The 22,144-nt window shown below is 34.0% G+C and carries 23 protein-coding genes; 2 read left to right on the plus strand and 21 right to left on the minus strand.

The features are described 5' to 3' along the window. Positions 1 to 79: 79 nt before the first annotated feature. The 10 genes from ACZ9HT_RS08895 to ACZ9HT_RS08940 all read right to left on the minus strand — a co-directional run bounded on the left by ACZ9HT_RS08895 (position 80) and on the right by ACZ9HT_RS08940 (position 7,807). The gene (locus tag ACZ9HT_RS08895; RefSeq protein WP_476040126.1) at positions 80 to 1,201 is read right to left on the minus strand and encodes an alanine racemase; all 1,122 of its coding nucleotides are present in this window, start codon (positions 1,199 to 1,201) and stop codon (positions 80 to 82) included. A 1-nt stretch (position 1,202) separates the two neighbouring features. Further along, positions 1,203 to 1,649, minus strand: a complete 447-nt coding sequence (locus ACZ9HT_RS08900) for a GNAT family N-acetyltransferase (protein WP_476040127.1) — start codon at positions 1,647 to 1,649, stop codon at positions 1,203 to 1,205. 9 nt (positions 1,650 to 1,658) lie between these two features. Further along, positions 1,659 to 2,564, minus strand: a complete 906-nt coding sequence (locus ACZ9HT_RS08905; protein WP_476040128.1) for a universal stress protein — start codon at positions 2,562 to 2,564, stop codon at positions 1,659 to 1,661. 269 nt (positions 2,565 to 2,833) lie between these two features. Further along, positions 2,834 to 3,952, minus strand: a complete 1,119-nt coding sequence (locus ACZ9HT_RS08910; RefSeq protein WP_476040129.1) for an AI-2E family transporter — start codon at positions 3,950 to 3,952, stop codon at positions 2,834 to 2,836. Between the two features lie 423 nt (positions 3,953 to 4,375). Further along, positions 4,376 to 4,822: a hypothetical protein gene (locus tag ACZ9HT_RS08915; protein WP_476040130.1), complete on the minus strand. Its 447-nt coding sequence runs from the start codon at positions 4,820 to 4,822 to the stop codon at positions 4,376 to 4,378. Beyond that, a complete protein-coding gene (locus ACZ9HT_RS08920; protein ID WP_476040131.1) occupies positions 4,819 to 5,379 on the minus strand; it encodes a hypothetical protein in 561 nt (186 codons plus the stop codon). The genes ACZ9HT_RS08915 and ACZ9HT_RS08920 overlap by 4 nt, the downstream gene beginning before the upstream one ends. Positions 5,380 to 5,611: 232 nt before the next feature. After that, entirely contained in the window at positions 5,612 to 6,025 is a 414-nt protein-coding gene (gene uraH, locus ACZ9HT_RS08925) for a hydroxyisourate hydrolase (RefSeq protein WP_476040132.1), read from the minus strand. 19 nt (positions 6,026 to 6,044) lie between these two features. Beyond that, a complete protein-coding gene (locus tag ACZ9HT_RS08930) occupies positions 6,045 to 6,497 on the minus strand; it encodes a heme-binding protein (protein ID WP_476040224.1) in 453 nt (150 codons plus the stop codon). A gap of 143 nt (positions 6,498 to 6,640) precedes the next feature. Further along, on the minus strand, positions 6,641 to 7,225 hold the full coding sequence (locus ACZ9HT_RS08935; protein ID WP_476040133.1) for a Crp/Fnr family transcriptional regulator: 585 nt from the start codon (positions 7,223 to 7,225) through the stop codon (positions 6,641 to 6,643). A 6-nt stretch (positions 7,226 to 7,231) separates the two neighbouring features. Beyond that, positions 7,232 to 7,807, minus strand: coding sequence for a cysteine hydrolase family protein (locus tag ACZ9HT_RS08940; protein WP_476040134.1), 576 nt, complete (start codon positions 7,805 to 7,807; stop codon positions 7,232 to 7,234). A gap of 348 nt (positions 7,808 to 8,155) precedes the next feature. Here ACZ9HT_RS08940 and ACZ9HT_RS08945 point away from each other — a divergent pair, with 348 nt between their 5' ends. Continuing rightward, a complete protein-coding gene (locus ACZ9HT_RS08945; protein WP_476040135.1) occupies positions 8,156 to 8,653 on the plus strand; it encodes a c-type cytochrome in 498 nt (165 codons plus the stop codon). 408 nt (positions 8,654 to 9,061) lie between these two features. Further along, positions 9,062 to 10,048, plus strand: a complete 987-nt coding sequence (locus ACZ9HT_RS08950) for a hypothetical protein (protein WP_476040136.1) — start codon at positions 9,062 to 9,064, stop codon at positions 10,046 to 10,048. 137 nt (positions 10,049 to 10,185) lie between these two features. Here ACZ9HT_RS08950 and ACZ9HT_RS08955 read toward each other — a convergent pair whose 3' ends face one another. The 11 genes from ACZ9HT_RS08955 to hsdR all read right to left on the minus strand — a co-directional run bounded on the left by ACZ9HT_RS08955 (position 10,186) and on the right by hsdR (position 22,126). Next, entirely contained in the window at positions 10,186 to 10,467 is a 282-nt protein-coding gene (locus tag ACZ9HT_RS08955) for a hypothetical protein (RefSeq protein ID WP_476040137.1), read from the minus strand. Positions 10,468 to 10,612: 145 nt separating this feature from the next. Next, complete coding sequence (locus tag ACZ9HT_RS08960; RefSeq protein ID WP_476040138.1) at positions 10,613 to 11,476, minus strand: hypothetical protein; 864 nt, start codon at positions 11,474 to 11,476, stop codon at positions 10,613 to 10,615. After that, entirely contained in the window at positions 11,476 to 12,300 is an 825-nt protein-coding gene (locus tag ACZ9HT_RS08965; RefSeq protein WP_476040139.1) for a HipA family kinase, read from the minus strand. The genes ACZ9HT_RS08960 and ACZ9HT_RS08965 overlap by 1 nt, the downstream gene beginning before the upstream one ends. 31 nt (positions 12,301 to 12,331) lie before the next feature. Beyond that, positions 12,332 to 13,129 (minus strand): SH3 domain-containing protein, encoded by a 798-nt coding sequence (locus ACZ9HT_RS08970; RefSeq protein ID WP_476040140.1) that lies wholly within the window; start codon positions 13,127 to 13,129, stop codon positions 12,332 to 12,334. A gap of 29 nt (positions 13,130 to 13,158) precedes the next feature. After that, entirely contained in the window at positions 13,159 to 14,403 is a 1,245-nt protein-coding gene (locus tag ACZ9HT_RS08975) for a PD-(D/E)XK nuclease family protein (protein WP_476040141.1), read from the minus strand. 74 nt (positions 14,404 to 14,477) lie between these two features. Further along, a complete protein-coding gene (locus tag ACZ9HT_RS08980; protein WP_476040142.1) occupies positions 14,478 to 14,780 on the minus strand; it encodes a hypothetical protein in 303 nt (100 codons plus the stop codon). Positions 14,781 to 15,082: 302 nt separating this feature from the next. Then, positions 15,083 to 15,991 carry a DUF6615 family protein gene (locus ACZ9HT_RS08985; protein WP_476040143.1) on the minus strand — a complete coding sequence of 303 codons (909 nt, stop codon included), beginning with the start codon at positions 15,989 to 15,991 and terminating at the stop codon, positions 15,083 to 15,085. A gap of 16 nt (positions 15,992 to 16,007) precedes the next feature. Next, positions 16,008 to 17,738 carry a restriction endonuclease subunit S gene (locus ACZ9HT_RS08990; protein WP_476040144.1) on the minus strand — a complete coding sequence of 577 codons (1,731 nt, stop codon included), beginning with the start codon at positions 17,736 to 17,738 and terminating at the stop codon, positions 16,008 to 16,010. A gap of 1 nt (position 17,739) precedes the next feature. Beyond that, positions 17,740 to 19,170 (minus strand): class I SAM-dependent DNA methyltransferase, encoded by a 1,431-nt coding sequence (locus tag ACZ9HT_RS08995; RefSeq protein ID WP_476040145.1) that lies wholly within the window; start codon positions 19,168 to 19,170, stop codon positions 17,740 to 17,742. Continuing rightward, entirely contained in the window at positions 19,167 to 19,751 is a 585-nt protein-coding gene (locus ACZ9HT_RS09000; RefSeq protein WP_476040146.1) for a hypothetical protein, read from the minus strand. The genes ACZ9HT_RS08995 and ACZ9HT_RS09000 overlap by 4 nt, the downstream gene beginning before the upstream one ends. 5 nt (positions 19,752 to 19,756) lie before the next feature. Continuing rightward, the gene (gene hsdR / locus ACZ9HT_RS09005) at positions 19,757 to 22,126 is read right to left on the minus strand and encodes an EcoAI/FtnUII family type I restriction enzme subunit R (RefSeq protein ID WP_476040147.1); all 2,370 of its coding nucleotides are present in this window, start codon (positions 22,124 to 22,126) and stop codon (positions 19,757 to 19,759) included. Positions 22,127 to 22,144 lie beyond the last annotated feature (18 nt).

Here is a 22,144-nt window from a genome sequence, read left to right on the forward strand (position 1 = left end):
AGTCTGTTTTAATAATTTCACAAAGATAAAACAAACCATTTTAATAAATAAAACTACTGACGCACAGGAAATTTTATTTTCAGTTCAGACAGATAAAATGATCATCGCTGTTTTCTAACGGTGCGATCTCCGTTTCTATTTTCTTATCGACGTAATCGGAATTCATGGCGCGTAAAACCGCCATATAATTCATGCTGAAGTTGATCGTATCACCGACTTCAAGATTTTCTAAGTTGTCGCCCAGATCCAGGATCAACATATCGGAACTCGCACCAATGATCTCAATTCCGGGCAATAAAGCTGCAATATCTTTGTGATCAATATCTAACAAACCAACATCAACAATCGCACGAAGCGAGGATTTTCCTTTTTCTTCTTCGGAAAAAACCGGTGTTTCTCCCGTAAGATTAGTTCCTGCAGTTCCGGAAGGAATGGTCGGCTTTTCCTGCATTTCAATGATTTCGGCAGTTAATGTAAAAACATCGTGATACATTCCTGTGATCAAGGAATCTTCGTACACATTGGTCCCAAAATATAAAGTTTCACCTACGCGAAAATGATTAATGCCAAACGGAATCTGATCTTTAAAGATCAAAGGTATCGTAACGGAGGAACCGCCGGAAATATAAGGGATCTTTTTGCCGGAATTTTCTTCAATAATTTCTTTGAAGCGGTTAAGTTTGATGAGTTTTTTTTCATCGGGCAAAATCCCGTTCAAACAGTTTAAATTGGTTCCTAAAGCGACTACTTCAATATTTGGCAAAGAAATCACTTCATCGTAAAACTGCATAAGATTTCGCGCCATAATTCCTTCGCGCAACTCTCCCATTTCTACCATCAATACAACTTTATGGATTTTATTCTGTTTCACTGCTTCTTCCGAAAGTGCTTCCAAGGTAGACAGTTCTGTATTGAAACTTACATCTGCAAATTTCACAATACTCTTAACCAGACGTTTTGCGGGAGGTTTTATATAGATCGTCTGCGTTTTTGGCGAGAGTTTTTTAATCGTTTTTAAATTGCTCAATCTGGAATCACAGATCTCTTTGCCGGACAAGTTCAGCAATACTTGCAGAAATTTTTCATTCCCACACAGTAATTTGGCAACAATCGCCCACTCAATTTTGTTCTGCGCGAAAAGCTGATCGAGCACCTTAAAATTATGGCGAAGTTTCGTGGAATGTAAAGTAATATATGACATCTTATTTTTTTAATCTCATCTCGAGATATTTGCTGGTAAAACCCAGTTTTTCGTATAAATGTTTGGCAGGATTATCGGGTTCACAATGCAAGGCCATATCGCCTTCTGACAGTTCGATCGCTTTTTGCATCAATTGCTTCCCTACTCCTTTGCCGCGCATTTCTTTATCGGTAGCGATGTAAACCAGAATGTTTTCCGGAATATATTTGTGCATTCCTGTTTTATTAACAACAACTGCACCTACCATTTTCTGACTATCCTCATCGATGGCTGAAAGCACAATTCCGCCGGGTTTGTGATCTTCGCCAAATGAATATTCGATGGCTTTTTCGATATCATCTTTGGGATCGCCGTATTGTTCCAAGCTTTCAAAGAGGAAACCGATTATTTGCTGCTTGATTTCTTCTGAAGCTTTATCTTTTTCTGAATACGTATTTATTTTTATCATTGGTCTGTTTTATCCCGGAATTGGTAAGGATATATCGTATCCTGTCGCGATTTCCGGATCATTTTTAATTTTCTTAAGTTTCGATTTTACGATGAGCAAAGGAACATCAGTTCCATTAATTATTTTTTTAAAAAAGTTATCTGCCATAAAAGACTTCCAGGAATCTTCGTCCTGATCCGCCAAAATTATAATATCGCTCCCTTTTTCATTTGCCGCTTTTACAATACTGTCGGCATTATTATCGGAAAGGTGAAATTCGGAAATATAATCGGCCGATTTCAACAATAAATTTTTCTTCATTTCCATAAAAGCCTTTCTTACTTTGGCGACTTTATTTGGAGTTCCGACGCCTAAAAGACTAATATCGCCCTCATTTTTATCGGCCAGCAAAATCGAAAGATCTGCTTTCTGATCCAGTTCATGTTTCACACGAACCGGAAACAGGATCTTCTTAAAACAGGTTTTATCGAATTTTTCCGGAACTAAAAGAACAGAACAATTTGCGTGAAGAAGCATGTTATAAGAATTGGAACCCAGGATCAGCTGTTTCACATTTTGACTTCCAGAAGTTCCTACCACCACAATATCAATATCTTCGGTAGTTATGAATTCATTCACGGTATCGACCATATTCTGAGTACTGATCCTCGTCTCTACTTCTACTTTAAATTCCTCATTTAACTGAAACCGGAGCTTTTCTAACTTTATAACAGCATCGTCAATATTTCGTTGAACGGTTTGAGACCCGATCACCTGTTTCCCGCCGTGGTCGATGAGATTATAAGTGTAAACAACATGCGTCACCAAAAGTTTAGCTTCATGACGTCGTGCCATATTTGCTGCAACTTTCAGCGCGTTTTTCGATTTTTCGGAAAAGTCGATCGGTACTAATATTGTTTTAATTTCGGTTTTCATCTGCATTCAATTTTATATTCATAAAAAGTCCTGATGCAAAATTACGAGGTTATAACTGAAATCCGTGTTAGAAAAAACCTAAACCGTGGTACTAATTACTTATTTCGTTTTGATGTTTGATGCAACTGGATACATTTTGGAAAGAATTTTATTAGGAGGTTACTATTATTTCGAAATTTAAGGTGATTCCCGGATCTCTCAAAATAAATTATCAATGCAGCTTTGATCGAAGGTTTCTCAAAACAGTCGAATGATTTATGACAAGAAATCTATTTTTTTTCCTGCCGATCTACATACAATTTGTTTACCACCTTCATCACGATCGCAATTATAGGAGTTGCCAATAAAACGCCCCAGAATCCAGCAAGAACTCCCATCGCTACCTGTCCAAACACCAGTAATCCGGGTGGAACGCTTACCATTTTTTTCTGTATCAAAGGTTGCGTCACGGTGCTTTGAACAATCTGAATCAACATATACAGTCCAAAAACTAAAAGTGCGGTGTCGGTTCCCTGCATTAATCCTAATAAAAGTGCCGGAACCAAAGCGATCAAAGGTCCGAAATTCGGAATAAAATTTAATAAACCCGCGACCAGAGCCAAAGCTAAGATCAGCGGCATTCCGAGGATCCAAAGTCCTAAACCCGTGAGAATGGCGATAAAGAAGAAACCAAAGATCTGCCCTTTGAGCCAGTTTTTTAGCAAAGTATGCGTTTGGTCCCAAAGATCGGCGGCAGTTTCTTTTCCTTTTGTTGGGATCAGATGAATAAATCCTTTGCGGTACGTGTTGGGACTTGCGGTGAAAAAGAAACCGAGCAATACGACGATATAAAAATCACTCAGAATTCCAAAAGTTGAAGAAAAAAAAGATTTGACAGCAGAACTTGCTTTTCCGGAATCGACGGAATTGGTAAAATAGTTCAGCACTTTTTGTCCCATCGGTTTTTCGGCGAGCCAACTTTTAGCATGCTCCAGAGTTTGGGGAAGCGTTTTGGAAAGTTCATCAAACTGAGAATTCAAGCGCGCTCCTACGAACCAAAAGAAAAGTCCGATCAAAATAAGATTCAACGCAATAGACAAAATGAGCGCGTAAGGAGAACCCATTTTTAATTTCCTTTTTAAAAGTCCGGCACAGCCATGAAAATATACGCACATTAAAACGCCGGCCAAACATAGAAGAAGAAGATTAAATAAAGTTTTAAACAGTAAAGTGGTGACCAAAATTAATAATATAATTCCGGAGGAGATCCAGATTTTATTTTTAAAATCGGTGACTTTCTCTTTGTTATTGGAAGGTTGATCCATGAAAATAGTTTGATAATATTGAAGGAAAATAAGAAGCGTTACCGTAAAGGTAAAAATTTTAGAAGAATCGCCATGTGATTTCAATATAAATTATTATTGCTACGAATGAATCTTTAAAGCAATTATTTTGAAATGGTTGTCGATAAAAAGAAGCGTCTTTTACTATTGGTAAGTCAGGACTTTTCTTAAAAATTCGATTCCTTTACTAAACAAAATTGGCTACCTGCTTTTTTGATTTACATACATCACAAAAAGTTCAGCAATCATTTGCGTAGATGCTTCAACCTATCAAATTCAATAATAAAGAATTTAAAAAACTTTGGAAAAATCAATCAATAATTTGGAAAACAAGATCTTTTCTTCGGCTTTAAAGCGGAAATTCAATTTTAATAATAATGAGGAAAAGGAGATGGCAATCTTAATGAAGTAGAGTCTGAAGAATAGATCGACCCTAAAGAATTATTTCAGAACAAGTGAATAAGCGTAAAAAACACGCTGCTTTGTAAACTAGTTTCTGTTACGCGCAACCCTATTTCTAACGCGGACATAAACTCTTTTCATTCTTCTTTTTCTGGCAAGAATGTTAGAAAAGCTGATCACCGTGAGTAAAGAAATAAATGCCAAAGCTCCGAGAGCACCGCCAAAACCTTCGAAGAAAAGACTTTTGTTACAGTAAATGATACTGAATAAAGTTCCGGCAATTCCTAAACTAAAGTAGCTTCCGTAATATTTGTTGGAAACCATTCCGATAAAAGAAGTTCCCATAAACACGAGCGGAATATTTTTAGTCAAATAAGAATTGAGAAGATTCGGAAAACAATAAAAAAACAAACCTACCACGATCGAAAGTAAGGCTGACGACCGAATTGGACCGATCTTAAAGTTTTCGCTCACATAAAAAGTGAGTGTTGCACCAAGAATTCCAAAAAATGTGGTGAGGATCAGATCATTCATAAAAACCAATTAATTAAAGAGATAATAACCATGCTGCCAAAAGCGATGCTTCCGAATTTTCCACCGATGCCGACAAACAGATTTTTTGATAACATAAAAAAAAGACCGGCTAAAATTCCGGCTGCAATGACAAAACCGATTGAAGGCGCAATTTTAACGCTCGACATTCCGATAAATGCGCCACAGTAAATCGCTGCAGGCAACTTGCTGAAGTATTCTGATTCTTTGTCAACAGCAGGTAAAAAAGAAGCAAATGCGCCTGTAATACCCACGGATAAAACACTGCCTAAATCAGTAGAAGTATTTAAAAGGTAACAAATCACGGCACCAATCGGAACCCAGATGACCACCGAAATATTTTCGTAAATATATTCTTCGTGGTGAAGATCGAGGTATTTGTATCCAAATAAAAGCGTTACCGTGACCAGGATTATGGACAGAATGGTTGCAATATTATTAGATTCGTATTGCTCTTTAATAATCATTAGTAAAAATATAACCTGAACAAATAGAACAGTTGATATCATCAAAAACCTCGCGGCTTTGTGTTTTTTCATGGCGTAAAATCTTTCTATTTTTTAGCAGGTCAGATCAACCTTTGTGCGTTTTTTGAGGATTGCAAAAATAGCTATATTAGATGGAATATTTTTAAGTCAGCGATCTTTTATTGAAATGATTGTTATAGACAGAGAATCCATGGATATTGAACCTCAATCTTTCCACCAAATTCTAAAAACAAAACCCCGGGATAACCAGGGTTTTGCATATTATTTACTTTTTCTGATTATTTTAATTCCCTCTGTACGTGGAATATCCGTACGCAGATAAAGTAATTGGGACGTGGAAATGGTTTTCACCTTTAATTTCAAATACCACTTCTATAAAAGGATAAAAAGAATTTTGGTTTAAACTTTTAAAATAAGGCGCTGTAAAGTAAGTCAGTTTGTAAATTCCCTCGTTAGAAACTCCTTTAGTTTCCTTTAGAAAATCGGTGATCCGACCATTTTTATCGGTAATCTTTTCGTCAACGGTCATCCACTTTCCAGCTTTGTCCTGTTTTGCCAAAGCGATCTTAACTCCTGAAGCAGGTTCGCCTTTAGTAATATCTAAGATGTGACTTGAGAGTTGAAATTTTGCTTCCTGTGCGAAGCTGAAACTTGCAAAGGCAAGCATAAGTACGATTAAAAAATTTCTTGATTTCATTTTAATTATTTTAATTATTTTATTTATTTGTTTTAAATCCTAATTGCTGTACGGCTTTCAAGGCGATATTGTGATCGTTTTCTCCACTTCCACCGCCGGAAACTCCTAAACTTCCTACGAGTTCACCATCTTTCCAGATTGGTGTTCCGCCTCCTAATAAAAGTAATTCGGGAAGCGTATTTAAGTTTTTGGCACTTTCGCTACCTGCTGTATTTTTCATCAGGTCGTAGCTTGGTGTTTTTGTAGATAACGAGGTGAAGGCTTTTCTTCGGGAAGCTTCTGTATTGTGCGGTCCTACTCCATCAGCTTTCAAAAGTAAAAGCGTCACGCCCGAGGAATTTAGGACGGCAATCGATACCTTTTTGTCTAATTTCTGAGCTTCAAGTCCGGCTTGTTCTGCTAACTTTAAAGCTCCTGCTTGATTCAGACTATTCTCTTTCTGTACATATTGCGCCGAAACCAGGCAAGTCATAAAAAGGAGTAAAGTGGTAATAATGATGTTTTTTCTTATGTTCATAATTGTAAAAATTTTAAGTGAAGGCAAAGTTTTATACTGCACCTTTTTGGTGAATGGTATTTGAACCTTTAAAAATTGTTAAATGGAAAATTGACTTGCTACTTACGCAAGAGTCTCTTTTTTACTTTACTCAGGAATTCGTGAGAAATTCCTAAATAGGCAGCGATCTGATGTTGCGCTATTCTTTGATTGAGGGTTGGGTATCTTTCCGTAAAATCCAAATACCTTCTCTCTGCAGTTTTATGAAGCATACTGATCATTCTTAAATGCATGGAGGATAAAGACTTTTGGTTCATGATCCGGAACAGTTTCTGCACTTTCGGAATATCGAGATACAATTGCTCTTTCGTAGCGCGGTCGATGCTTAAAATCATAGAATCTTCCAACGCTTGAATATTTAACCTGGAGGCTTTTCCAGAAACAAAACTTCCAATATCTAAAACCCACCAATCTTCGATCGCAAAATATAGAATGTGTTCTTTGAGGTTATCATCCAGATAAAAAACTTTAAAACAACCTTCGAGCACATAGCTTTCAAATTCGCAGACTTCGCCTTCATTTAAAATAATGCTGTTCTTTTCTACGGTTTCTAGCGTGTAACAAGAGATAAACCGGGCTAACTCATCTTCCGACAAATCAACGTATTTCAGAATGTTTTTTTCAAAAGAAGGGAACGACCCCATATTGTTTTAGTATTGTTTGATGTAGCTTTCACTTGTTTCAAGTGCTGCATACAATCCGCCCAAAGCGTTAAGTCCCACCAAAAATGATTCGGTCACTTGCTGAGCTGGAATCGTTTTTCCATTCAGTTCGCGATCTCTTGTTGTTACTGCATCTGCGATAATTGTATTGTGAAAACCAAAATCCATCGCAGCTCTTGTGGTTGAACTGACGCAAACGTCGGTCATCATGCCGCAAATTACTAAATTTGAAATAGATTTCTCTTTTAAATAATCTAATAATTCAGTTTCTCTAAAACTGTTCGGAAAATTTTTGATGATAACCTTCTCTGTTTCTAAAGGCTTTACGCTCTCATGAATCTTTGCGCCTTTGGTCTCGGGTAAAAAGAAAGTCGCTCCTTCCTGAACGCCGATATGTTGAACGTGAATAACCGGCAATTCTTTATTTCTGAAAAAAGTCAGCATTTCACCTGCTTTCTGAGCCGCTTCATTTGATCTTGATAACTCCATGGTTCCGCCCGGAAAATAATCATTTTGAATGTCGATGATGAGCAATGCTGTTTGATTGTTAATTTCTTGTTCCATAATTTTTTGCTTAACTATTTTATAATGGGCGGAATTTTTTTGAATTTTAGCTAGATCGTTTTGTATTTCAATCCAGTGTTTTCTCCTCCATTACTATAGTGCAAAGATAGGTTGGCCGGAGAAAAGAACTTGTTGAACTAGTTCAATAAATGATTTTTAAAAAAGGATTACCCTCAAAAATAATTAAATCCATTATCTATCAACATCACATCAATTAAAGAAGTAATATGCTTCATTTCAAGGGGTTTGATAAGTATTGAAAATCCTGTAGCGATCAAATAACAGAGAATTATTAAACTTCGTCGCAGAAAAATTAATAACTTAGATGTTCATTAAAAACATAACATTATGAAAACTAACAGACTAAAATCCCTCTTCTCCTTTTTTGGACTCCTGGGAATGATTGGTGTGATCATTACCTTAACCACCAACTCTACAAAAATTTATCATCCCGTAGATGAAACCAATACGGAGTGGAAAAATCTCAAAGTTTTACCACAAAATATTACGAAGGACAGTCTGATGTTTGTGATGAAAACTTTTAACGCGTCTTTAGGGGTAGACTGTTCCCATTGCCATTCCGCTCAAAAAGACAATCCCGAAAAACTGGACTTTGCTTCTGATGCAAAAATGAATAAGGAAATTGCGCGTGGAATGCTGGTCATGACGAATGACATTAATTCGAAATATTTTCTGCCTCATGTGCCGGATCCGAAACCGAAACAAATAACCACCGTTTATTGCATCACCTGTCACCGCGGAAATTCTAATCCGGAAGTTTATCTGCAAGGCGTTAGTAAAATGATCCCGATTTTGATGCCGCTGAAGAAAGAGAAAATGAAGTAATCTAAAACTTTGAAATTTTTAAAAACCCTTGATCAATGCTATTTTCAAGGTTTTTTTGTGCATTTTTTTTCGGAAGAGTTATCTGTTCTGGAAAAAAATGAAAGAGCAAAAGTTTTTTCAAATTTTCAATTAAAAGATGACGTTGCAATATTCACCTTTTCAATTAGGTTAATTAAGATTCTTGGATAATTTTATTTCTATTCTAAACACAAATGGCACTAATATTTTTCACAAATTTCACTAATTATAATGTTTGGAAGGACTTAAAATGGAGATCAATTATAACACTTATTATTTTATTGAAATTCTGCTTCATATTTTATTTTTGAAATAAATCAGGTCGAAAATGGATTCAGAAAACCGTGTTAATGGCTATATTTGCAAAATTCAAAACTAAAGCGATTTTCAATGATGTCTTTATCCCTCTTTAATCCTTTCACTGATTTAATTTTCGACGAACAGTTCTGCTTTCTCACGGGAGATCTCACCACCGAAAAAATGACCGTTTACCCAGAATGGTTGATGGATCATTTTAAATTTGGCACCGATCGCATCGAGATGATGGATAAATCGAAGTCTTACCATTACGAAGATCTTCAATTGCCGTGTTCTCCACGTGTCAAAAAAGCCTTTGAAGCGTTAGAAGAAAAAGTTCAGGAAGCCTACAAAAAAGGTTTTGAAGGCATGAAAGCCCTTGATGAACAATTGCTTTTTCTTTGGACGGGAAGAATGGTTTATGGAATGCTGTATTACGAAATGCGGTATGAAAGTCAGCGCAAACTCCGATTGAGAGACGAATTTAATTTGTCTGCAGCGCTTCGGGAACGTTTTGGGAATTTCCATTTGATGATGCAGTCGATCGTGGAACCGATTTCTTTTGTGGGTCAAAAACCCTGGAGCATTGCGGTATTTCCTTTAAAATATTCGTCTGATATTTTCAGTTACCGGGACGATACGGTGAATTTGCTCTTTCAGTTTGGCGTTAATGGTTTCGGTTTTATTGCATGTTTACAGGACAACGGAATTATCGGGGAGAAACAAAAGGACATTCTGCAAAAAATGGAAGGTCACATTTTGCATCCTATTCAGTTTGAAGAGCTGTTTGCCAGGTTTCATTACTCCGATTATATTTTACAGTACAAACCGGAATATAAAATTGAAAATACGGCCGACGGAATTACGATAGAAGCCATTCCCATTATGGCCAATGCAAACCGTCCGGTTTTTGGATTTTGGGACGAAGATGTTTTCGCGCAGTTGCTCACCAATTACTGGTCGGTGTATGGAATTCAGAGAGAAGATATCGTACAGTTTCAAAAGCCTTTTTTAAGTTTCCTGGAGAATCCGTACACGAAAGAGTTTGTGGTGCCGGAAAGTATTGATCTGCCGTTTTAAATTGAAATTGCAAAAAATCTTTTTGAACCGCAAATGGAAGATTCACTGAATCCATCTAAAAATAATAATTAAGTGAAGTAAAAGTCACAAGAGCATTAGTTTTGGAAGTTGTTCAAAGTTTGCAGAAGCTGGGATTTTCAACCTCGTCCGGAGTAATAATCAAAGTGAATTTCATTGTTATCTAGAAATTCGGTGAAGAGATCGAAGGCCGTCATTTGATCTTCTACTAGTAAAAGAAGTTTAGATTCTACATTTTCAAAATCGGTTTTTAAAGCTTTGCACACGGCGGCAACATCGGAAACAGTTGCGCATCTTTCGTACTCGTAATCTGGACTTAAATCCTGGAGATCGAGGCGGATGGATTTCGGATCGATGGTTAAGTATATGACGCGGCCGTGGTTATCGGAGTAGATTTGCATGGAGATTTAGGGTTTCATATATTACCTTACAAGAAAATCAGGTCTTAATAAATAAAATTTAGAATAAACTTAGATTTGAACGCACTGGTATGTATAACAATTAAAATACCATATTTTTTACAATGTCATTCAGAAGAAAGTTATTTTAAAAATCTTGCAGAAATTTTGCAGCGCCAGTATTTTCAACTGTTTCTGTAACTTGTTCAACTTCATCAGAAGAGATCAATTTGAAAGTGGACACCTCTTTCATTTCTTCCCAGAATTTATGCGCGGGAGTTTGATTTGAAGGTTCATCAGCAATTAAAAAGAATTTATTACTATTTAAATTCTTATCGTACTTCTGACTTAATAATGCAATTAACGTCACGTAATGCGAGACATTTTTCTCCAGTGCTGGAACCGTGTGTTCGAGAGAGAGTGATTTTGCCCCAACAAAAGAGCCATTAAGGCCAATACAATCGATTTCGTAATTGAAATAAATGCTCTTTAAAACTGAATTATCTATTGTGATTTCGGTGTGAATCTTATTCTCTACTTTTTTGATAAGCCGATCTTGTACATTTTGTTCTAATACAGAAATATTATGATGATTTAATTGAACAACTTCATGAGTTTCAAACTTGGCTTTTTCTATTAACAAGGAGTACAATTTTGAAAATTTCAAATCATCAAAATCGTCATCTATTACAGAGGCTTTTGAAAACTGCAAAATTCCGTTCGCATAAACATTTAAGTAATTGATGTAATCTTCTGTGATGAATGATTCAAATGTAAACAAATCACTTTTCTGCGTTTCCTGATTCAATTTATTTAGATAAGTTGACAATTGCTTGATTACAAAGTCGACAGATTTTTCTTTATCGCCAAGAAGTTTTTTCGCAATATTTTTTTTGTGATCGGATACTTTTAACCAATACTTATTTCCTCGACATACCAGTAAGCCAATAGATAAAGAATCACCAACTATTGTATTGGGCGACAGTTTTAATATGGTGTAGTAGGTTTTCATTATAATATCTTTTCTAAATAATCTGCAAATACTTTTCTATTTCTTTCAGCATTGAAGAGAAAGCTTTTTAAATTTGCCGCGTCTTCGATCGTAAAATTCCATTCTTTTGGAATAAAACTTTTTATTTCATCAAAATATTTTTCACATTTAGAGATGCAAAGGTAGAAATAATCTTTATCTTCCTTATCCCAGTTTCTATTTTTGTGTTTATATTTTTTTAAACTTCTAACTAAATCAGTTACCAGAAGGTTTTCATTGGCGATTGGTGAAAAATCTTCAGGCTTTAAATCCTGATACTTCATCGTACTAAAGATATAACAATGATCAATAGGAATAATATTAAATTTTCCTTCATCATTTTCTAAAAACATAAGATTAAGATTGGTTGGTTTCCGGTCATCATTCTCTACCCAAATATCAAATAAACCTATTTTAAATAGGTCATTGTAATCACAGAAAACTTTTGCGTCAAACTTTGTATTTGCTTTGAAAAACGCAGTACCATCAAATGCTCCTTCTAACCAACTACTTCCGAAAATTGGTTTTTGGTAATAAGAGGGTCTATGATGACTTTTTGTATAATCTGGCAATAATAAACCAGGAGAGAAATCTAATATCGCAACTTCTGGCGTTCTTAAATTCCATAATTTGAGAAAACAGTGGGCAAGAAGTTCATTTATAATATCAGTTGCAGGATTAAGTGCTTTACTATTTTTAGCTAAAAATGCTTCGTAGTTTTCCGCAATCACTTTTATAGGACTATTTCCCGTTGTGCGAATTTCTTCGCCACAGGAAATAACTCTGTAATGGGGGATCTTATCCATGATAATTTTTAAACATTCGTTCTTCTAACTTTTAGATCACCGGTTGATGTAGACCATTTGGACTATTTCTACATCTACCACTTGTTAAACTACTTATGGTATTTCTTTCAATTCCGCAGAAGTTACAAGAGTATTTACCATCTAACTCTCCTTCAAAAGGTTGATGGTAATTGTTAGAACTATTTCTACACGATCCAGATGTTAAGCTTGAAATTGTATTTCTTTCAATACCGCAAAATTTACATTGATATTTTTTACTCATTATACCTACAAATGGCTGATGCATTCCATTTGAACTATTTCTACAATTTCCACTTGTTAAACTTGTTACTGTATTTCTTTCAATTCCGCAAAATTTACATGTGAATATTTGTTTTGGAGTTCGTTCAATTGAAACAGGTTTTTGATGAGGTATATATCCAGCATTAGTTGGTTGTGCTATTGGTTTAGAAGTTAGTGTTTTTGTAGGGGAAGAATTACTTTTACCACTAAAAAGCTTCGCTAAAAGCAAAAATCCTATTATCGATAAAAGAATCTGCCACCAGCTATAAGATTTATTATCTATTTTTGTTGAAGAAGGTTCAGCATCTGTCAAAAATTTTGAAGATACAAAACCTTTTATGCCAGAATCCATTTGGATTTTTGTCCAGTTGCCTTCTGTTGATAATTCGTTAACTTTTTCTCCTTTTGGCACAGTGTCTAAAACCTCATAGTTTTTACCAGGACCACTGCGAACATTTAAGAGTTCTGTATTTACATATTTTGTTTCCTGTGAAAATAAGGTCTGTGTAGAAAACAATATTAAGAAAAATAGCAAATATTTTTTCATATTCTACTTATTTTTAATACTTACCACTATTATTGCGTGATTTGTCCGATTAAGTTTTTTAAATCTATATAACCATTTGACAATGAAGTATGTCTCCATCCATACCAAAATTTTTCTGGATCTTCCAAACTATTTTTCACAAGTATTGTCTGCAAAGATGATGGTATTTCGCATTTAACAGAACCAGTATATGTAGGGCTAATTCCAAAATATAAATTTATTTTTTCTCGTATATCACACTCAATAAGTACAGAAAACTTCTTTCCCTCTACTGTTAATACAATCCCAAAATTAATTAGCTCATTTCTAGTAGTTGGGTCATCTTCTACAAATTCTAAATTAGGAAAGTCTAATTTGAGTTCCTTTTTCCATTCTTTAAACTTATTTTCTACAATTTGACTTCGGTAGTCAAATTTTAAAAGTTGTATTTGCGTAATGGCATTATGTAATTCAATTTCTTTCTCAGACAGAATATCAATTGCTTCGTTAGGATTATCATCTACTAAATTGAGTTGCTCTTTCAGAAATTCCTGTAGTCTCATGTTCATTGTTTTATTTATTGTTCGCAAGCTAAATAGCCCTTCTAAATGGTCGATGTATTGCGCTATTGCACTTTGTAAATAAATATCCTTTTCCTCGAATATTAATGTTCTGTCTTTTAGCCAAGGATAAATATCATCTCTGTAAGAAACTGACTTGAATCGTGATTTAAAGTTTTCCTTATAAGATAAACCTTCTTTATTAATCCAGCATTCATCTGATGGTTGTCTGCTATATTTTGGCGTATAAATAACAAAAATATCTTCTGCATTTCTCTTATAACTATCTATAATAGTTTCGATATATCTTGCCAATTGTCCACCTCCTTCTGTGTTTTGATCTGGTGCTTTATCAGTGACTTTATTTTCTATTAAAACAACATAATTTTTATCAAAAATAGGAATATCAATACGACCACATGAATCAACTTTTCCTACGATTGGATTTTTGACCGTCATTTCAAAACCGCATACTTCGTGAAGAAAACCTTCTAATAATGGATACTTGCTATTCTTTTTATACCTTAACAACTTTGCAAAGATGCGGCTGTGCGCATTTTCGTCTGCATGCAATTCATCGATAAGATTAATATGATATGGCAGTTTTTCAGTTTCACGATCATACTTAATTGTAAAGTCTTCAAGTAGAATTAGTAACTCGCCAAAATTTACTTTCATTCTATTTGAAAGACAGGTGCTGATGTTTAGAGCGTTTTCAATTTGTTGTAATTCCAAGTTGTTTATTTTCTATTTCGTGAATTATGCAGAGAATGACTTTTTCATTTTTTGTAATTATTATACTTTTTAATCTACATGATTTTATCCCACCTTCCTTTATAATCATCACTATTTAAAGACGTACGATTTACAATACCTCTTGTGGCATATTGTTTTACTAGTGGTTGTGTTTCTGCACCTGTGCAAATAAAATATTCTGGTTCAGACATTGTATCTCCCTTTAAATTGACAAATACGTAAAAACAATCTTTTTTTACTTTGTCTTGCATTATTGGCCATCCCACATTTTTCTTCTTATAAATTGCTTTTACTTGAATGGTGTATTGTTTACCTTCCCTCTCTGCAAGTATATCAATACCTTTTGCATTTCCCATTGTGATACCGACAGTAAAACCCCGTCTTAATAGTTCTGCTGCTACGAAATACTCGCCCGAAGACCTGTACTACTTGATTGAATTTCTGCCATTTTTTTATTTTAATATTTCACTTTTCACTTTTCCAATTTTATGAAATGACCTTATATCGTGTTTTGTTTCAAAATGCAATTTTATTTATTAACTAATTTTTATTCTTATTAAATTTCTCTAACAACGCACAAATCTCCACAAAAACCTCATTTTTATCAACTGGAGCAGAAGCAAATCCATAAGCAGTATTATTTACAATTTTCTATACTTTAATTTTCTTCGTCAGTATTTATTATTATTAAAAATTGAGGATTATAAAATTCATTATCATTACTTTTCTCGTTAGTTCTTGTTTTAAATTCGCTAATTAGTTTTTCAGAATTAGTTTTTTGAATTGGTATTAAATCATCATCACCTTTAAAATAACCATCTAGATTAAAAGGAAAGAAAATAAAGAAATTTAAATTTCCTCTTCTTTTAAATATTCTAAACATCCTATTAATCCTTACAGCCATTTCAATAGTGAAATAAGATAGTTCATGAAACGGAACTGCTACATGCTTTCTACTTTCTCTATGAAAATAAAATAAATGGGTAAAATGTCTTAAAGAATATAAACGAGGATTGATTTTAGATCCATCATTGAAATGATAATCACTAAACTTTTTACTTTGAAGCATTTTGACAGAATAAGCAGAACAAATCGTGATTCCCATACTTTTCTTATCAAAAGATGTAACAGAATTGTAATGATTTTCTAACGTTAAACTATTTGTAATAACATGGTTAAAAAAACTGTACATAGCTAAACTTTGATTATCTCTAGAATACTTTATTAAAACTTCTGTTTGATCAAATTTTATTGAATCGTATTTATCGCTAATCTTTTTTCCAAATAATCTTTTTGCTTGAATAAATAATCTGATGTATTGACCAGTTGTTTTTTTTCCTATAGCTAATTCAAAATCATAACCTTTAAGTGATTCTTCAGTTCCGGAAATCATCTGTATATTTTCTATTTGAGAGCAAGAAGATTTAATAATTTCTTTTAGTGCCATTGTTGTAAGAGCTTCTTCTCTAACCTCAAATATCTTGAATCCTGTTCTACTTGGAATAGGTTCTAGTTCATCCCAAACTTTGTAGGCAGCACTTTTGAGAGTATCCTCTAATGTTCTCATTATACAGTTTTTAAAATTAAATCTTCTCTCCCACAAAAACCTCCCTTAAAACACTTTTCATCAACTGCTCATTCAGGTTTTTGCTTTCTTCTATTTCTTGCTCCAGTTCATCACACAAAAGCATTAAAGCATTTACTTTTTCTACGATGGCTTTTTGTTCTTCGAGTGTAGGAAGAGGAAATATTAAATTTTTAACTGCATCCTTTGTTATAGTTTGAGTTGAAGTACCCGCAGCAAATGATTTTACATATGAAACATTACCAATTAAGTACAAATAAACTATACGGCTAAGAGTACCATAGTTAACTGCTCTTAATAAAAAGAGATTCATTGCCAAAGACATTGGCTTACCTCTATCATCTACCCAAAAAACAGTACCTGGATCTCCAATTTTGTTCATTATAATATCTGTTGGAAAAACTTTTGATTTATCTAAGAAGTTATAAGCATCCTCAGTTATATATTTATAAGTACTTCTATTACGCTCACTGAAATTTGTTGTACGAATCATTATTGCATAATTTTCATCATCTAATAATTCTGTTTTCTCTTTCAATTTTTTATAAGAGCCATTTGCGTGATAATCGGATAATGATTCTAAAACACTCCCCATCCTGCACCAAACCCAACTCTCAGGTAATTCATAAGGAACCTCATCATTGGAAATTAGAGGTAACGGACTTTCTTTTTTTATTTTTTTCTCCTTTATCAGCTGGGCTTTCTCTTTTTGAATTCGTTTCAAAAGTTCAGTCGCAGGTTCTGTATCTGGATTATTTTTTCGCCAATCGACTGTGAGTTTTCCTTGAACGGCTAATTGTAAAACGGCTTCCCGTAATTTTTTAACAGCACTTTTTTCGGTGAAGAAAGATTTAAAATGATTTTGTAAATAGTTCCATTCCGTTTCCGTGGTTACACTTGTTAATTGTCGCAAGGCCGAAGTCACAAAATTTTCTTTTAAAGCAATTCGCTCTTTTGTCAATTGTTCTAATTGTTCTACTTCTTTAAAAAGTATTTCAACTACTCGGACGATTTCTTTTTGTTCTTCTACAGGTGGGAGTGGAATGGTGAATCCCTTGATATCTGCCATCGAAATATTATCATTCGTTGAATTTTTCGCATCGTTAATAACATCCTGTATTAAAGGAGTAGGAATTACACAATTTATATATTTTGCATAAATTGTTTTAAAAATTTTTATTGTTGCAACCCTTTGATTAACAACCATTTTTTCTGAAATTCCATCAACAAATAAACTTTTGCCGACCGTGCCACCTGTCATTGCGATTAAAATATTCTTATTTTCCAAAATGTAAGAAGTCAAATCATTTGAGAATAAATGTCTAACTACTTTATGATTTTTAAATCCATTTTCATCGAAATCGGAAATACGTATAACTCTGACACCATCTTCAACATAATTTGTACTTTTAAATGCAAAACCTCCATTTATAGAACTCAATTCTATTAAGTATGTCCACTGCCAATTAATTGGCAAAGTAAATGGAAGATTTTCTTTAGAAATTTTTGATAAAGTTTTCTCTTCTTTAATTTTCTTTTCCTTAATTAATTTCGCTTTTTCTTCTTCAACTTTTTTTAATAATTCAGAAGCAGATTCTACATCGGGATTTTCTTTTCGCCAGTTTGCCGTCAAGTTTCCTTGTATTGCCAATTGTAAAATCAGTCCTTTTAGTTCTTTTGCATTTTTAGGATGAAGAGTAAGGTCTTTAAAATGTTGTAATAACTGCATCTTATTGTAGGGCTTCAGTTAATACTTTAATAATTTCATCTTGTATAGAAGAAATTTTCTGTTCGGCAACATTAAATTTTTCTAAGATCACTTCTGGGCTTGCCAAGGTATCGTCCGCTTGATGTGGGTTTTTAATATCTAAGTTGTAGTTCCGCTTTTTAATTTCTTCTACAGAAACTTTCCAGGCATGTTGGTTCTCTTCCCGATTGTTCCACCAAGATTTTTCTAAATCAAATTCTTTAATGTGAATCGGTTTACCTTTGTTATAACTTTTCACACCTTCTGGATAAGGATGTTCGAAATACCAAATATCTTCTGTCGGAGTTCCTTTTTCGAAAAATAAGACGTTGGTTTTAATTCCGGTGTAAGGATTAAAAACGCCATTGGGTAAGCGCACAATCGTGTGCAGATTGCACTTCTCTAAAAGTTCTTCTTTCAAGCGGGTTTTTACGCCTTCACCAAATAAAGTTCCATCGGGTAAAACCACAGCACAGCGTCCATTATTTTTTAACAGTTTGATAATTAACGCCAAGAATAAATCGGCGGTTTCTTTGGTTCTAAACTTAGCTGGAAAGTTGGTTTCGGTACCATCTTCTTCCACGCCACCAAAAGGCGGATTGGTTAAAATAATATCCAGTTTGTCTTTGCTTCCCCAATCTGAATAAGGTTTGCTCAGTAAATTACCTCTACTCACTGCAGGTAAATCAAAACCATGTAACATTAGATTAGTGGTACAAAGCAAATGAGGTAAAGGTTTTTTCTCAATCCCACGAATAGAATTTTGTACGATATCTCTGTCTTTCGGATTATTAATTTGATCTCGCAAATGATCGATGGTACACGTAAGAAAACCACCCGTTCCACAGGCAGGATCCAATACCGTTTCTCCCAATTGCGGATTTATCATATCCACCATAAATTGGGTAACCGCTCTTGGCGTATAATATTCCCCAGACGAACCTGCAGATTGCAGTTCTTTTAAAATGGTTTCGTAGATGTCATTAAACAAATGACGTTCGGTGGTACTGTTAAAATCAATATTATCAATGACATTAATTACCTGCCGAAACAATGTTCCGTTTTTCATGTAATTGTAAGTGTCATCAAACACAGAACGGATAATATGTGTTTGTGGACTAATGGAAATATCCAATTCTTTAAGTGCCGGAAATAATTCGTTATTCACGAACGCCATAAGTTGGTCACCTGTTAAACCTTCATCATCTGCAGCCCAGTTTTGCCATTTTAAGTTTTCAGGTATGGGCGAAACATAATTGTCGATGGTAATTTCCCATTCTTCTTCTTTGTTTGAAAATATTTTCATGAAAAGCATCCAGACCATTTGCGAGATGCGTTGTGCATCTCCATCTACACCTGTGTCTTTTCGCATGATGTCGCGAATGCTTTTTATGTTTGTTGTGATGTTACTCATATTTTAATAATATAATAATAATATTTTTTTTCAAAGTTTATTAATTCATTTTGTATAAATGGATAGCAATTTTCTATATCTAACTCTTTAAAATCCTTACTCATAAATGCTTTAATATCACATTTATCAACTTTGTATATTTTCTTCTCTTTTCTGAAATAGGTATAAATACCAGAATTTTTGCTTTTCTCGTCAAAAAATAAATGTAAAGGAGTTATAAATATCGCATAACCTTCAATATTTTTTTTCTTTTTTAATTTTTCTAAAAAACAAACGTCTTGAATCGCTTGATAAATTCTCTTCGGGTAAGCACCATTAGTGGGAAATTTAATTTCTATAGATATTTTTTTATCAATTAGTATATCTATAATGCTTTTATGAAATATTTCTTCTTTTTTATTAATACCTAAACATGAAATATTTCTCTCAAACTCAACTAAAATATCTGGATGTTTTAATTTTAAGAATAAACCAAATTCAAATTGAAAACCGGCCTCATTATAAAGCTCTACTCTATTTGTTTTGATTTTATTTTCTACAAAATCTCCAAATTCACTTATTAAATTTAATTGCTGCTTCAAATCTACTAAGCTATATTATAAATTTCGTTTTCTAATTCTTTCATGGCTTTTTCAAAATCTTTATTTTTTCCAAAAGCTCTAACTAATTCAACCGGTGATCCCATTTCATTTAAAGGTTTTATTTTTAGAATTGATCCTTGTTCGATTGAATAAAATCCTTCTTTCTCATATTTATCTAACAGACTATTGAGAACTTGTTGCGCCATTTCACTATACTTTCCAAAATAGTTTCGCTTTCGAACATTATCCGCTCTTTCCTTTCTAGTTAACGATGGCTGATCAAAAGCAATATGACAAATTAAATCAAAATCATCTAAATCTTTACCTACTTCTTCCCGAAGTTCTTCCAGCAAAACGCCATGGTCTGCTAATTCTCTTATTAACTCTTCTTTCTTTTCAGATTGAGTCCATTTTTGAATAAAATCATCTAATGAATTGAATTCTTTTTCCAAATTCTTTTTAGAGTAGTCTTTTAGAGATTCGGTAATTAACTTTCCATCCTTTCCGTAGTACTGCACTCTTTCGTTAACAACGGAAACCTGAATGTCATTTACGTAATATTTTTTAACTTCCTCTACAGGAGGATCAGTAATTGTAATATCTGGTGGATCTTTAACATCATCAGGAGGAACAACTGGCTCTACAGTTGGATCTGGCTTATCACCTTCTTCAGGCGGAACAATCGGATCATCTGGACCTGGTTCATAAATTTGAACAGGATCGCCATCGAAATCAGGTCTTGCGAAAATGTTCGTTGCCTTTCTAAAATCTAAAATGGTAAAATATACTTTGCCTTCGGCTTCCCGAATTCGGGTACCGCGTCCAATAATCTGTTTAAATTCTGTGACCGATTGAATATTAGATTCCAACACAATGAATTTTACCATCTTGGTATCAATTCCGGTAGTCAGCATTTTTGAGGTTGTTGCAATGACTGGAAATCGTTCTTCAACATCTGTGAAATTATCTAACTCTTGCTTTCCTACATCATCATCACCCGTAATTTTAACACAGTAGTTCCAATTTTTTGCGACTAGATCTGCGTTTTCATTTATTAAAGCCTGTCGCATTCTATTCGCGTGATCAATATCAGTACAAAAAACAATCGTCTTCGCATATCGATCTGTTGCTTTTAAATACTCCGTAATTTTCTTGGCAATAATTTCAGTACGTCCATCAATGACCAAAGTTCTGTCATAATCTTTTAAATTATAAATTCGATCCTTAATTTCATTACCGAATTTATCAAGCATTCCTTTACTTGGCCTCCATCCTTCATCAACATTTGTCGTGACTCTAACCACTTTGTAAGGAGCTAAAAAACCATCATCTATTCCTTGTTTTAAAGAATAAGTATAAACAGGTTTTCGGAAATACTCCATATTAGAAACATCTTTAGTTTCCTTTGGTGTTGCAGTTAAACCAACTTGCGTTGCAGACGAAAAATATTCAAGAACTTCTCTCCACGCAGAAGCTTCTGAGGCACTTCCACGATGACACTCATCGATTACAACTAAGTCAAAAAAGTCACGGCTAAATTCTTTATAGGCATTTTTATCTTCGTCAATACTTGTTAATCCTTGGTAGAGTGCAAAATAAATTTGATAAGACTTGTCTATTTTCCGGTTTTTAATAATGTGCATGATGTCATTTCCAAAAGGAGAAAAGTCACCATTTTTAGTCTGTGTCAGCAAAGCATTTCGATCTGCGAGAAAAAGAATCCGTTTTTTAAGACCAGTTTTCCATAAACGCCAAATAATATTAAATGCCGTATAAGTTTTTCCCGTACCAGTTGCCATCACCAAAATTATTCTATTCTGTTCTTTAGCAATAGCTTCTATTGTTCTGTTAACTGCATTTTGCTGATAGTATCGTGGTTTCATTCCACTCGTATCTACATAATATTCCTTCTCTACAATTTCCTTTGCTTTTGGTTCTTCGAGATTCTTAAACTTTAAATATTTTGCCCATAATATTTCAGGCGAAGGAAACTCATCCAAGGAAATTTCAGTTTCAATACTTTGTCCAGAATTGGTTTTATCATGAAAAACAAAGGAGTCGCCGTTAGAAGTAAACACAAATGGGATCTGCAAAATTTCAGAGTATTCCAAAGCTTGCTGCATTCCCGAACCTACTGGTAAAGTATTCTTTTTTGCTTCTATAATTGCAATCGGGATATTCGGTTTGTAGTAAAGAATGTAATCTGCTTTTTTACTTTTACCTCTTGTATATAATTTTCCTTGAACAATTATTCGTCCATCAGTAAAAAATACTTCTTCACGAACTTGTTTATGCATATCCCATCCAGCGTTTTGAATCGCTGGATTGATGAATTTTGTGCAGATATCTCTTTCAGTAAGTAGTTTTTTATCCATTAAATATGTTTCTTAAGA

Source organism: Chryseobacterium sp. UYP7 (assembly GCF_056279225.1).